This is a genomic window from Caulobacter sp. 05T431 (assembly GCF_056665975.1).
On the sequence record NZ_JBFTKU010000002.1, the window covers coordinates 110,833 to 122,655 of the forward strand.

The 11,823-nt window shown below is 70.5% G+C and carries 14 protein-coding genes; 4 read left to right on the top strand and 10 right to left on the bottom strand.

Going from position 1 to position 11,823, the window contains the following annotated elements; all coding sequences use genetic code 11:
• Positions 1–70: 70 nt before the first annotated feature.
• The 3 genes from AC1U89_RS02115 (at position 71) to AC1U89_RS02125 (ending at position 2,565) form a co-directional block, all read left to right on the top strand.
• The gene (locus tag AC1U89_RS02115) at positions 71–1,201 is read left to right on the top strand and encodes a helix-turn-helix domain-containing protein (RefSeq protein WP_479898005.1); all 1,131 of its coding nucleotides are present in this window, start codon (positions 71–73) and stop codon (positions 1,199–1,201) included.
• A gap of 120 nt (positions 1,202–1,321) precedes the next feature.
• The gene (locus AC1U89_RS02120) at positions 1,322–2,410 is read left to right on the top strand and encodes a hypothetical protein (protein ID WP_479898006.1); all 1,089 of its coding nucleotides are present in this window, start codon (positions 1,322–1,324) and stop codon (positions 2,408–2,410) included.
• Entirely contained in the window at positions 2,407–2,565 is a 159-nt protein-coding gene (locus AC1U89_RS02125) for a hypothetical protein (RefSeq protein WP_156035797.1), read from the top strand. The genes AC1U89_RS02120 and AC1U89_RS02125 overlap by 4 nt, the downstream gene beginning before the upstream one ends.
• Here AC1U89_RS02125 and AC1U89_RS02130 read toward each other — a convergent pair.
• From AC1U89_RS02130 to AC1U89_RS02160, 7 genes are all read right to left on the bottom strand, one after another.
• Positions 2,562–3,956: a hypothetical protein gene (locus AC1U89_RS02130; RefSeq protein WP_479898007.1), complete on the bottom strand. Its 1,395-nt coding sequence runs from the start codon at positions 3,954–3,956 to the stop codon at positions 2,562–2,564. The genes AC1U89_RS02125 and AC1U89_RS02130 overlap by 4 nt on opposite strands.
• Positions 3,953–5,044 (bottom strand): non-hydrolyzing UDP-N-acetylglucosamine 2-epimerase, encoded by a 1,092-nt coding sequence (gene wecB / locus AC1U89_RS02135; protein ID WP_479898008.1) that lies wholly within the window; start codon positions 5,042–5,044, stop codon positions 3,953–3,955. Before wecB ends, AC1U89_RS02130 begins: the two co-directional genes overlap by 4 nt.
• A complete protein-coding gene (locus AC1U89_RS02140; RefSeq protein WP_479898009.1) occupies positions 5,041–5,961 on the bottom strand; it encodes an NAD-dependent epimerase/dehydratase family protein in 921 nt (306 codons plus the stop codon). Before AC1U89_RS02140 ends, wecB begins: the two co-directional genes overlap by 4 nt.
• Positions 5,958–6,623 (bottom strand): acyltransferase, encoded by a 666-nt coding sequence (locus tag AC1U89_RS02145; protein WP_479898010.1) that lies wholly within the window; start codon positions 6,621–6,623, stop codon positions 5,958–5,960. Before AC1U89_RS02145 ends, AC1U89_RS02140 begins: the two co-directional genes overlap by 4 nt.
• A gap of 1 nt (position 6,624) precedes the next feature.
• Complete coding sequence (locus AC1U89_RS02150; RefSeq protein ID WP_479898011.1) at positions 6,625–7,887, bottom strand: nucleotide sugar dehydrogenase; 1,263 nt, start codon at positions 7,885–7,887, stop codon at positions 6,625–6,627.
• Between the two features lie 312 nt (positions 7,888–8,199).
• The gene (locus AC1U89_RS02155; protein ID WP_479898012.1) at positions 8,200–9,204 is read right to left on the bottom strand and encodes a Gfo/Idh/MocA family protein; all 1,005 of its coding nucleotides are present in this window, start codon (positions 9,202–9,204) and stop codon (positions 8,200–8,202) included.
• A complete protein-coding gene (locus AC1U89_RS02160) occupies positions 9,201–9,728 on the bottom strand; it encodes a GNAT family N-acetyltransferase (protein WP_479898013.1) in 528 nt (175 codons plus the stop codon). Before AC1U89_RS02160 ends, AC1U89_RS02155 begins: the two co-directional genes overlap by 4 nt.
• Positions 9,729–9,763: 35 nt before the next feature.
• Here AC1U89_RS02160 and AC1U89_RS02165 point away from each other — a divergent pair, with 35 nt between their 5' ends.
• A complete protein-coding gene (locus AC1U89_RS02165) occupies positions 9,764–10,069 on the top strand; it encodes a DUF6916 family protein (protein ID WP_479898014.1) in 306 nt (101 codons plus the stop codon).
• 25 nt (positions 10,070–10,094) lie between these two features.
• Here AC1U89_RS02165 and AC1U89_RS02170 read toward each other — a convergent pair whose 3' ends face one another.
• From AC1U89_RS02170 to AC1U89_RS02180, 3 genes are read right to left on the bottom strand one after another with little or no spacing between them, the layout of a single operon-like run.
• Positions 10,095–10,640: a phage tail protein gene (locus AC1U89_RS02170; RefSeq protein WP_479898015.1), complete on the bottom strand. Its 546-nt coding sequence runs from the start codon at positions 10,638–10,640 to the stop codon at positions 10,095–10,097.
• Between the two features lie 33 nt (positions 10,641–10,673).
• Positions 10,674–11,228, bottom strand: coding sequence for a phage tail protein (locus AC1U89_RS02175; protein ID WP_479898016.1), 555 nt, complete (start codon positions 11,226–11,228; stop codon positions 10,674–10,676).
• 37 nt (positions 11,229–11,265) lie between these two features.
• Positions 11,266–11,805 (bottom strand): phage tail protein, encoded by a 540-nt coding sequence (locus tag AC1U89_RS02180; protein ID WP_479898017.1) that lies wholly within the window; start codon positions 11,803–11,805, stop codon positions 11,266–11,268.
• Positions 11,806–11,823 lie beyond the last annotated feature (18 nt).

An 11,823-nucleotide genomic window follows, 5' to 3' on the forward strand; every position in this document is an offset into this window, starting at 1 on the left:
CAGGTGCGATCGCTTTAAAGACATGGCGCAGGGGCCATGGATCGTACGGGTCTCCGCCAGGAGAGGTCCGATGGACAATGAAGGCTGGAGGGAAACTCAATCCCGATCTTGGTCGGACGCCGATTGGCGGCCGGCCAGGGAGACCCCGTCGAGCACCGATCTGGCCGACGACGGGCTGATCAGCGGAACGTTCGGCGAAGAGCGCTCGTTCGGTCGGGCGGCGCCGGTGTCTCTGGGGCATGTGGAACTGCGCGAGACCCGCGGCCCGCACGAGGTCTGGGCCCATACCGCCGGCCGCGACCTGTCGATCACCCAACTGACGCCCGAACCGTGCCGGGGCCACCTGCTGCGGGCCGGCCTGGGCGACATGGGCTTCGACTCCGGGGCCTTCGACGGCGACCTGCGCGTGCGCGGGGTGATGTCCCGCAAGGCCTTCAGCCTGGTTTCGGTGATGGAGCAGGAGGGCGTGCTGAACCAGTGGGGCCACCGGGTGGAGGAGGGCGACATCGTCGCCATCCCGCCGGGCGGAGAGCTGGACGGGCGCTTCCAGGGCCACGTCGCCTACGCCGTCGTCACCGCGCCCTGGGGCCTGGTGATGCAGCGGGCCGAGGCGTTCGAGTGGCTGGCCGACCCCTGCTTCTGGACCGAGCCCGCCGTCTATTCGCCCCCGCCCGAGGCCCGGGCCGCCTGCAAGCGCGTGCTGCAGGGCTGCGCCGGCATGCTGCGGGCGATGGGCGCCGGCGTGCCCAGCGGGGCCGTCGCCTTCCTGCGCAACGAACTGCTGGACGGCCTGCTGACAGCGCTGGCGGCGGTCAAGGTCGAGGGCGCGCGGCGGCAGGGCGCGCTGAACGCCGCCCGCATCGTGCGCGGGGCGGAGGACTTCCTGGAAAGCGGCGGGGTCCGGCAGGCGGTGCAGATCGAGGACATCTGCGTGGCCCTGAACATCTCGCGCCGCACGCTGTACCGCGCCTTCCACGACCTGCTCGACATCAGCCCCAAGGCCTATCTGCGGCTGAAGAACATGTCGGCGGCCCGCGCCCGGCTGCTGGACGCCGGCCGTCATCCGACCACGGTCACCCAGGTGGCGCTGGACCAGGGCTTCTGGGAGCTGGGCCGCTTTTCGGGCGCCTACCGGGCGATGTTCGGCGAGTCCCCGTCCGAGACCCTGCGCGGGGCGCAAGGCGCGGTCCACGGGCGATAGCCTTAGGCGTTGACAGGGACCGCCGCGACCGCCGACGTTTGACGCGAGCGCGTCGGGCGCTTCCACGTAGGGCGGCGTTTTTCATGGCTTCGCGTTCCATCCGGGCTCAGTTTGCCGGGCATGCGTAACAGGCCGACCGCCCTGGTCCTGTATAACTGGCGCGGCCAGTGGCCGATGCGGCGTTGGGAGCATCAGCGGATCTTCGCCTGGAAGGCCTATTTCCCCGGACGCGTAGTGTTCCTGAACATCGGCTTCCCCTTCAACCCGGCCTGGATCACGCAAGCGGATCCCGATCTGGTGCTGGTCGACGCCACGGCCCTGACGGCGCGCTACACCCGCGTCGGCCTGGGCGGCCTGCGGCGGGCGATGGAGGCCGCGCCGGCCCGGTCGCGGCGCGTGGCCGCGCCGCTGGACGAGTTCCTGGGGCTGCAGAGCCTGCGCGACGTGCTGGTCGAGACACGGATCGACCTGCTGCTCACCGCCCTGGAGCCGGCCCTGTGGGACAGCGTCTATCCGCCGGCCCAGCGGCCGTTCGCCCTGCGGCGCTTCCTGACCAGCTATATCGACGACCGGCTGATGCGGCGGACCTCCAGCGACCTGGCGCGGCGGGCGATCGCCGTCAGCTACCGGGCCTGGGAGACGCCGGCCTGGCTGGGCGAGATGGGCGTGCTCAAGCGCGAGGTGGGCCTGCGCGCGGCCGACTGGGCCGCGGCGCGGGGGCACCGGGCCGACGTGGCGGTGGATGGCCAGCGCCGGCTGGCCGGCGAGGCCTGGATCCGGCTGCTGGCCGCCAGCCGGGCGGTGGTCGGGGTCGAGGGCGGTTCGTCCCTGGTCGACCCGACGGGCGTGCTGCCGACCGCTGACCCGTCCCCGCCGTCGGGCGGCGAGGTGTGGACGCCGCCCGACTCCGTGATCGCCCTGGCGCCCGAGGCCGAGATCCGCGCCATGTCGCCGCGTCACCTGGAGGCGGCGGCCACCCGGACCTTCCAGGTGCTGGTCGAGGGCGACTACAGCGGCGTGCTCGAGGCCGGGATCCACTACCAGCCGGTGCGCCGCGACCTGTCGGATATCGAGGCGGCCCTCGATCTCAGCCGCGATCCACGACACGCCCAGACGATGGTCGACCGGGCCCACGCCGAGATCGTGGCCTCGGGCCGCTACAGCTGGCGCACGGTGGTGCGCGAGATCACCGACCAGGTGCTGGCGTGAGGCGGGGCCTGGCCCTGTTCCTGCGGCTGCGCGACTGGGGCGCGTGGGCGGTGATCATCGTGGAGTCGCGCCTGCTGAAGGCGCCGATGCTGCGCCGCCGCCTGGGCGCCATCGCGCGCCTGCCGATCCTGCGGCGCTGGATCGGCGTGGACTAGCGGCCTTCCGGCCGGCGCAGCACGCGGCGCGCCAGCCCTTCCAGGCCCAGGCGGCGCACGCCCGCCCGCGCCGCCCGCCAGGCCAGGCCTGGGGGGCGCATCTCGTGGGGATTGTCGATCGGCAGGAACGGGAAGGCCTTGCGGAACTTGGCGTCGGCGCGCTCGTTGACGACCGCGCGCGGCCGCCCCGCCGCGGTCTCGTCGATCCGCCGGTCGAACACCTCGATCATCGCCCCGTAGCTGTAGGCCGGGTTGAGGGCGACCTCGGCATAGGCGTTGGTGATGATCTCGGCGACGCGCTCGGGGTCGCGCAGCACGGCCGCCACCTGCGCCATGTTGCCGTGGTCCTTGTCGAGCGGGACATAGTGCCGCCAGGGTTCCAGCACGCCGGAATAGCGCCCCGGATAGGCGATGATCAGGGTGCGCAGGGCGATCGCCTCGAATACCCGCGGCGAGATCTGGGCGATGTCGATCTGGTCCTCGCGCCCGGCGAAGAACTTGTCGCGCAGCATCTCGTAGGAGGGCTTCTTGCCCAGGCCTGGGATCGGGTGGGGGCGCTCGACCAGGGCGGCGAAGCTTTCACTGCGGGCGGCCACCGCGCCGTCGAAGTCGAAGACGCTGGCGCCGCTCTCGACGGCCAGCACGGCCTGGCAGTTGCGGATGAACTTCAGCCAGTCGCGGCCGTAGAGCCGGCTGCGCTCGGACCAGGCGATGTCGGTCGAGATGCCGAACCGGCGGGCGTCGCGCTTGAACAGCTTGCCGATGCGGACCTTCTCGCGGCCCTGCTCGCCGTGCCAGGCCGGATAGGTCCGGCCACGATAGCCGACCATGGTCTTGCGGGCCGCCAGCGGTACGGGCGGATACTGCGTCAGCCATTGGGGCACGTAGCCGGTCAGCACCTGCTGGGTGCGCAGGCCGCTCACCCGGCCGTAGACCTGCTCGGCCTCGGCGGGGCCGAGGCAGGTGAAGACCAGGTCGACGCCGCAGGCCTCCATGGCCTCGAGCGTGGCGTTCACGAAGCGGTATTCGTCCTGGATGAACACCGCCTTGGCGCCCTTGAAGGCGGCCAGGGCCCGGCGCGAACGCGGGCCGACGAAGCCCTCGATCGCCAGGAACAGCGAATAGTGGATCACCACCGCGTCGAACTGGTCCAGCCTCACGTCGTCGAAGATCTCGCCCACGCGCGACAGCACCCGGACCTCGTGCCGGGAATAGCGCGCGAAGGCGTTGATGTGGTCGCAGACCGTGGCCGCGTTGCGGGGGTCGTAGTTGCAGGCCAGCAGGATGCGCAGCGGGCGGGCCTTGCCACCGGGGACGTCGTCGATCGGCGGGTCCGAGGCCACGTCGTGGGCCGGCAGGGGCGGGCGGGGACCGTCGTGGGTGTCCTTCATGGACGGGCTCCCGTCATGGCGCGCGGGGCGGCCGGCGCTTCGGCGACGAACCGCGCGATCGTGGCGACGATCCGCTCGGCCGCGTCGCCCGCGCCGTAGTCGTCGATCTCGCGCCGGGGGCGGTAGTCGTCCACGGTCCACAGCCGATTCCAGCCCGCGTCCACCGTCTCGCTCCATTCGGTGTCGTCGCGCAGCGTGACACAGGGCTTGCGATGAAAATAGGCCTCCTTCTGCAGGCCGCCGGAATCGGTGAGCACCAGGGCGCAATCGGCCAGCAGCCGCTGCATGTCGATGGGGCCCAGCGGCTCGACCACCGTCAGGTCCGACAGGTCGACCCCGAACCGGGCGGCCGCCTCGCGGGTGCGCGGATGCAGGGGCAGGACCACGGGCATGCGGCGGACGTACCGGCGCAGATAGCCCACGGCGGCGGCCAGGCTGGCGGCGCTCTGGGTCGTGGCCGCGCGGTGCAGGGTGGCGACGGCGTAGGCGCCGGGCGGCAGGGACAGGCGGTGCAGGGCGCTATCCCCGCTCCTGACGGGCAGGGCGGCCATGGCCAGGACCGCGTCCTGCATCACGTCGCCCACGTGGCAAACGCCCTCGACGATGCCCTCGCGCGCCAGATGGCCGACGGCCGCGCGGGTCGGGGCGAACAGCAGGCGGCTCAGGTGGTCGACGACCACGCGATTGGTCTCCTCCGGCATCGAGCGGTCGAAGACCCGCAGGCCCGCCTCGACATGGGCCACCGGCACGCCGGCCTTGGCCGCCGCCAGGGCCCCGGCCAGGGTCGAGTTGGTGTCGCCGTAGACGATCACCAAGTCGGGCGCGTGGCGGGCGATCACCCCGTCCAGGGCCGCCAGCATCCGTCCGGTCATCTCGCCGTGCGAGCCGCCGTGGATCCCCAGGTTCTCGACCGGCTCGGGCAGACCCAGCTCGCGGAAGAAGCCGTCGGAGAGCGCCGCGTCGTGGTGCTGGCCCGTATGGACCAGGACCTCGGTCAGGCCCGGGGCGGCGGCGATGGCGCGGCTGACCGGCATGGCCTTAACGAACTGGGGCCGGGCGCCGACCACGGTCAGCAGGCGGGCTGTCACGCCGGCTGCTCCGCCGAGGCCTGCGCCAGGCGGGCTCGCACCCGCGCCACCACGCGGTCGAGGCCCTCGTCCAGCGACACCTTCGGCGTCACGCCCAGCAGGTCGCGCATCCGGGCCAGGCTGGGCTGCTTGGCGGCGGTCATCCGGGCCGGCAGGTCGTGCAGGGTGATCAGCGACGGCGAAGCGCCCAGCCGGGCGCGCAGGCCCTCGGCCAGGGCCTCGATCGGCGCCACGTCCGGGTGGCCGATATTGATGACCGCGTGTTCCTCGACCCCCGCCGCCGCCTCGACGGCGCGCACGGCGTCGGAGATGTGCAGCCAGCCCCGGGCGCTGCCGCGATGCACCTGGATCGGTCGGCCGCGCGCCAGGTCGTGGGCGAAGCGGATCATGGCCGAGCGGTGGTCGCCGAAGTCCTCGTCCTCGTCATAGATCATGAACGGCCGCAGGGTGACCGCGCGAAGGCCGTGCTGGGCGACCTCGTAATCGACCAGCTGCTCGCCCAGCAGCTTGGTCAGGCCGTAGCGGTTGTTGGGACGGGGGACGGTGGCGGCCTCGTCCATCGGCCCGTCGGTGGGACCGTAGACCTCGGAGGTCGAGAAATAGACCAGCTTGGCGTCGGCGGCCTGGGCCAGCAGGATCACATTGTTCAGCCCGCCCAGATTGGTGGCCACGGCCAGGCTGGAGGCCTGCTCGCAGGTGACCCGGCTGACCACGGCGGCCAGGGCGAAGATCACGTCGGGCTTCCAGCGCAGGGTGGGCATCAGGTCGGCCGGCTGGTTGATGTCGACTTGCAGGTAGTCCTTGCGCCAGCCCGGCTTGATGTCGGCGCACAGCACCGCCCAGCCCTGGGCGCGCAGATGGGCCGCCAGGGGCTTGCCGATATTGCCTTCCGATCCGATGACCAGGGCCCGCTTCATCCGATGCTCGCTGACTGTTCTTCACTGGGGCCTTGGTCGGGGTCTTCGCCGAAGCCCGAAAGGTTGATCACCCGACGCAGGCCGCCATGGGGGGGGGCGGGCCGCTCGGCGTAGCGGTCGCCGGTGCGGGGGCAGACCAGGTCGGGGCCCAGCACCTCGCCGGCGTGGCTGACCCAGCCGATGCGGCGGGCCGGGACCCCGGCCATCAGCGCCAGGGACGGCACGTCGTGGGTGACCACGGCGCCGGCGGCGATCAGGCACCAGGCCCCCAGGTCGTGGCCGCAGACGATGGTGGCGTTGGCCCCGATGGTCGCGCCGCGGCCCACGCAGGTGGGCCTGAACTCGGCCTTGCGGTTGATCTCGGCGCGCGGGGTCGTGACGTTGGTGAACACGCAGCTGGGGCCGCAGAACACGCCGTCCTCTAGCGTGACCCCGGCATAGAGGCTGACATTGTTCTGCACCTTGCAGCGGTCGCCGACGACCACGCCGGGGCCGATCGCCACGTTCTGGCCGATCACGCAGTCCGCGCCGATCCGGGCGCCCGCCGCCACGTGGCTGAACCGCCAGACGCGCGTGCCAGCGCCCAGCACCGCGCCGGGCTCGACCTCGGCCGACGGGTGGGCCCAGGCCGGCGGGCGGTCCGAAGCGTCGGGGGCGTCCATCTCAGGCCTTCACGATCTTCCCGGCCAGGGCGGGATCGACCTTGGCCAGGGCGTTGCGGGTGTCGATGACGACGGGCGTCTCGCGCGCCAGGCGCTCGTAGTCCAGCCTGTCGTGGTCGGTGACGACGATGGCGCAGTCGAAGCCGGCCAGGGCGCCGGGCCCGAGGTCGATCGACTGCATCAGGGTGTCGCCGACCATGAGCTCCGGCGCCAGCGGATCGTGATAGCTGACCCGCGCGCCGTGGCTGCGCAGGATCTCGATGATGTCGCGGGCCGGGGTTTCGCGGGTGTCGTCGATGTTGCGCTTGTAGGCCACGCCCACGATCAGCACATGGGCGCCGACCGCTGACCGGCCGCGATCGGCCAGGGCCTTGAGGGTCTTGTCGACCACCCGCTGGGGCATGGCCTGCGAGATCTCGCCGGCCAGTTCGACCATCTTCAGCGCGGCCCCCTCGGCCTTGGCCCGCCAGGCCAGGTAGAAGGGGTCCACCGGGATGCAGTGGCCGCCGACGCCCGGGCCGGGGAAGAAGGGCATGTAGCCGAAGGGCTTGGTCTGGGCGGCGTGGATCACCTCCCAGATGTCGATGCCCAGCGCGTCGAAGCTGACCTTCAGCTCGTTGACCAGGGCGATGTTGACGAACCGGAAGACGTTCTCGGTCAGCTTGACCGCCTCGGCGGTGCGCATGTCGCTGACCGGCACCGTGGCGGTGATGGCGTCGTAAAGCGCGCAGGCGGCGCGGCGTTCGGCCTCGCTGTCGGCGCCGACGATCTTGGGGGTCGAGGCGGTGGTGAAGGCGTGGTTGCCGGGGTCCTCGCGCTCGGGCGAATAGGCCAGGGCGAAGTCCTGGCCGGCGCGCAGGCCCGAGCGTTCCAGGATCGGCTTGAGCACCTCGGCGGCGGCGCCGGGAAAGGTGGTGGACTCCAGCACGACCAGCTGGCCCGGGCGCAGCACGGCGGCCAGGGTCTCGGCGGCCTCGACCACGTGGCTCAGGTCGGGGGCGTTGTGCGAGGTGATCGGGGTGGGCACGCAGATCAGCACCGCGTCGGCGCGGCTGAGCACGTCGGGCGCGCCCGTCGCGGCGAACCCGCGCTCGCGCATGGCCGCCACCCGCGCGTCAGCGAAGTGGCTCAGATAGGAAGCGCCCCGGTTCAGGGTGGCCAGGCGGGTCTCGTCCAGGTCGAAGCCGATGACGGGAAATCCGGCCGAGCAGAAGGCGTCCGACAGCGGAAGGCCGACATAGCCCATGCCAACGACCCCGATCACGGCTTCGCGCCGCAGGATCTTCCGGATCAGACTTTGAAAGTCTGTCGCAATCTCATCGTCGCCAGGCAATGGAAACGTCGGGACGTGGACGTTCATCGGCCCCTCGCGCGGCCGGCTTGCTTGGTTGAGATCGGCTCACCCCTCGACATGCTCGAATCTTACGCGCTGTAAGCCTTCGGGAAAAGGGTCTTCGTCTTGGGTATATTTACCACGACCATCCCGGTGTTTGCCCTAATGTTTCGCCCGTCGTCCATTTATACTTGGAGTCGGAAAGTCTTGTAACGGCGTTATGCGAGTTTTCGCAAGATAAGGTCAGGGAATGGACGGCCCCGGTAGTTGGTCGAAGCGGCGCTTCAATTGAGCTTGGACTCGTTCTAATACCCGCTGTACGCGAACACCTTCGTCGATGCCCGTAATGGGGGCGGCCCTGGTCTGGCAACACTGGACGAAGTGGCGGACTTCTCTGGTCAAGGGCGGCTCGACCGTCAGGTCGACGAAGCGCGGTTCGCCGCCGGCGGCCACCGGTCCGGCGTCGGTCAGTGTCACGGTGTGGTCGCGCCGCATCAGCTTTTCGGGCCAGGGGCGGACATCGTCGAACACCAGAGAGCCGGTCTCGCCGACCACGACCAGCTTTTGCTCCTTGAACGGACTGAGCCAGCTGGCGGCGATGTGGGCGTGCAGTCCGCCCGAAGTGCCAAGAGGGGGGAAGCCGAGATCGGCGTGGACCTCGTCGGCGACGCCGGGCGTGACGAAGGCGCGGCCGGTCGCCTCGACCGTCAGGGGCGCGGCGTCGGCCAGGGCCAGGATCATCGAGACGTCGTGGGGCGACAGGCTGAGGAAGGCGTTCTCGTGGGTGCGCACCCGGCCCAGGCTGAGCCGCGAGGCGGTGACGTAACGCAGGGTCCCGATCTCGCCCCGGGCCACGATCGCCGCCAGGGCCTCGAACGCCGTGTGGTGGCGCAGCAGGTGGCCGACCATGAACACCCGGTCCGAGCGCGCGACCTGGGCGGCCAGGTCCTCGGCCTCGGCCAGGTCGGAGGCCAGGGGCTTTTCGACGAAGACGTCCTTGCCGTGGTCCAGGGCCAGGCGGCACAGGGCGGCGTGGGCCGGGGCCGGGGCGGCGACGATCATCGCGTCCAGCCGGGCGTCGTCCAGGGCCTGGGCCAGGGACGGGGCGGGGACGTTCCAGGCCTCGGCCTCGCGCTGAGCGGCGGCCGGGTCGGTGTCGATCACCGCGCCCAGCACGCCCAGTTCGGCGCAGGTCCGGATCAGGTTCCGGCCCCAGGCGCCGCAGCCGACGACGGCGATCCGGGTCATGTGGTCGCCGCGGGGATCGAGGACCAGCGCAGGGACAGGTGGGTGTCGTTGGCCTCGGTCAGGAGGAACCCCAGCCGGTGGTACAAGCGCTGGGCGTCGAGGTTGTCGCGGGCCACCTGCAGCGTCAGCGGCGTGCCGGCGGCGGTCGCCTCGTCCATCAGGGTCCGCAGGATCGCCGCGCCGATCCCCTGGCCGCGCCGCTCGGGGGCAAGGGCGATGTCGATCAGGTGCACGCTGCGGGCGTCGCGATCGGTGGCCAGCCGCCCGACCGGGACGCCGTCGACCATGACGATCTCGAGCCGGGCGTTCGGGAAGGTCATGCGGTAGCCCTGGGTCTGGGCGTGGAACTGCTGCTCCATGAGCCGGGCCAGCATGTCGGCGGGCAGGGGGACCTGCTCCCAGGCCGCCCCGCGCGAGACGCGGAACAGCGCCAGGCGGAAGGGGGCGTCGCCCTCGACCTCCGGACGCAGGGCGAAGCGCGGCGATGCGAGGGGCTCTTCCCGTCCAGGTGGAGAGGTCGTCATAATGGCCGTGCTTCGATTCTGATCCGGGGAACGCCATGGCCGCCGAATTCGTCGTCCCGACCGCTGATGCCTTCGCGCCGCACAAGGGCGCGTCCTTCCGGGTCGAAGGGGGCAGTCACGTCCTGTCGTTGAGCGAGATCGAGCTGTTCCAGGCCGAGCCGGGCCACGGGCGGCCGGACTTCCAGCCGTTCGTGCTGGTCTTCAGCGGTCCCCCCGGCGATGTGCTCGCCGAGGGGATGCATACGATGACGGTCGAGGACGGGACCGCCTACGACCTGTACCTGATCCCGATCCACACCCCGCAGCCGGGGCGGCAGGACTATCAGGCGCTGTTCAACTGACGCCACGCCACGCAATCCCGAAGGCCTAGTTCCGCGAGGGATAAATCCCCGCCAGGGCGATGCAGATGTTCAGCGTCAGGAACGGCTGACGGTTCTCGTGCGGCTGGCTGGCGCCCGCATTGCCCATCGCCTGGGGGGCCATGGGCGCGGTGGGCGTCACCACCGTGCTGTACAAGTTGTACGCTGGGGCCGTGCCCTCGTTGCTGCTGCTGCCCGTCTGGCCGAAGCTCTTGCCCGCCGCCGCCGTGCTGACGTTGGTCGAGCCGGCCACGGTGGCGTCCACCTTCATGAAGTGGACGTGCTGGGGAATCTCCGTCACGAGCAGGGTGTGGGAATACTCCCCCGTGATCGCGCCCAACGGATAGGTCGAGCTCACGCCGCCGAAGGCGGCGGTCCGCAGGTCGGGCAGCTGGAAGGTGGTCACCCCGTTGCCGCCGTAGGTGGTGCCCAGGAGCGAGAACAGCGCCTGGTTCTGGGCGATCGACAGCACCTGACCGTTGCACAGGGCCCAGTTCTTCGGTGGGAAGTTGAAGCCCATGATCCGGATTTCGCCCATATACTGCTGAGTCATCAGACTTGCTCCTCGTATTTGTCGCGATCGGGATCAGTTACGGGCGGGGAAGGCGCCCCGCAGGGCGATGCAGTAGTTCAGGAACACCGTCGGCATCATGTTGTTGTGCGGCTGGCCGCCGCCCGTCCCCGTGAGGGTCTGGGGCGGCAGCTGCGTGGCCGGCGTGGCGACGGTGCTGTAGAGCAGGCCCTGGGTGTTCTTCGAGAAGTTGCCGGTGAAGGCCCTGGCCGGCTGGTTGTTGGCCGAGGTCGAGACGGTCCCGACCGCCGTGGTCACCGTCGGCGAGTGGCTGTGCGCGGCCATCTCGGTGGCCAGCAGCGTCACGGTCTGCGAGCCGCCCACCTGCCCCAGGTCGTAGACCTGCAGGCCGGGCCCGGGCTGGGCGCGGCCGACGTGGAGCGGGATGTTGCCCATCAGGTTGGGCAGGGCGAAGTTGCTGGTGCCGTTGCCGCCGTAGGTGGTGCCCAGCAGCGAGAACAGCGCGGTGTTCTGCTGAATCGGCATGATCTGGCCGTTGCACTGGGCCCAGCCGAACGGCGCGAACGGGAAGCTGAAGATGCGGATTTCCGCGAGATATTGATCACTCATCTCTTTGAGTCTCCAAAGGATCTTCTGGCGGAAAGGGTCAGTTCTGCGACGGGAAGATTCCGGCGATCGCGAGAATGAAGTTGATGCCCAGATAGGGCTGCATGTTGTCGTGCGGCTGGCTGCCGCCGGCGGGCGTGGTCGAGGCGGCGGTCAGGGCGATCTGCTCGTTGCTGGCGTTGTAGGGCGCGTAGCCGAAGATGCCGGTGCCGCTCGGTCCCTGGTCCGAGATCATGGTCGCGGTGGTCGGCGTCGACACCGCGCCCGCGACGGAGGCCGCGAAGAACGGGTGGGTGTGGGCCGGCAGCTGGGCGGAGGACAGGGTGACCGATTCCACGCCCTGCTTCTGACCCATGACGTAGGTCTGGCCGTTCTTGCTGCCCCAATGGGTGGGGGTCCGGCCCCGCAGGTCGGGAATTCCGAACGTGTTGATGCCGTCTCCGCCGTACGTTGTCCCTAGAAGTTGGTACAACGCGTCGTTTTCCGCGATCGACATGATCTGGCCGTCGCACATGACCCAGCCGACGGGTGCGAAGTTGCCTCCGAACATGCGGACTTCACCAAGATACGGTTGGGTCATGGTCGTTCCCTCGCTCCC

Bases quoted from the DNA above. Each gene is read 5' to 3' on its own strand.
- AC1U89_RS02165 (WP_479898014.1), top strand. From the start codon at position 9,764: ATGGCCGCCGAATTCGTCGTCCCGACCGCTGATGCCTTCGCGCCGCAC.
- AC1U89_RS02120 (WP_479898006.1), top strand. From the start codon at position 1,322: ATGCGTAACAGGCCGACCGCCCTGGTCCTGTATAACTGGCGCGGCCAG.
- AC1U89_RS02145 (WP_479898010.1), bottom strand. From the start codon at position 6,623: ATGGACGCCCCCGACGCTTCGGACCGCCCGCCGGCCTGGGCCCACCCG.
- AC1U89_RS02180 (WP_479898017.1), bottom strand. From the start codon at position 11,805: ATGACCCAACCGTATCTTGGTGAAGTCCGCATGTTCGGAGGCAACTTC.
- AC1U89_RS02170 (WP_479898015.1), bottom strand. From the start codon at position 10,640: ATGACTCAGCAGTATATGGGCGAAATCCGGATCATGGGCTTCAACTTC.
- AC1U89_RS02175 (WP_479898016.1), bottom strand. From the start codon at position 11,228: ATGAGTGATCAATATCTCGCGGAAATCCGCATCTTCAGCTTCCCGTTC.
- AC1U89_RS02115 (WP_479898005.1), top strand. From the start codon at position 71: ATGGACAATGAAGGCTGGAGGGAAACTCAATCCCGATCTTGGTCGGAC.
- AC1U89_RS02160 (WP_479898013.1), bottom strand. From the start codon at position 9,728: ATGACGACCTCTCCACCTGGACGGGAAGAGCCCCTCGCATCGCCGCGC.
- AC1U89_RS02130 (WP_479898007.1), bottom strand. From the start codon at position 3,956: ATGAAGGACACCCACGACGGTCCCCGCCCGCCCCTGCCGGCCCACGAC.
- AC1U89_RS02155 (WP_479898012.1), bottom strand. From the start codon at position 9,204: ATGACCCGGATCGCCGTCGTCGGCTGCGGCGCCTGGGGCCGGAACCTG.
- AC1U89_RS02140 (WP_479898009.1), bottom strand. From the start codon at position 5,961: ATGAAGCGGGCCCTGGTCATCGGATCGGAAGGCAATATCGGCAAGCCC.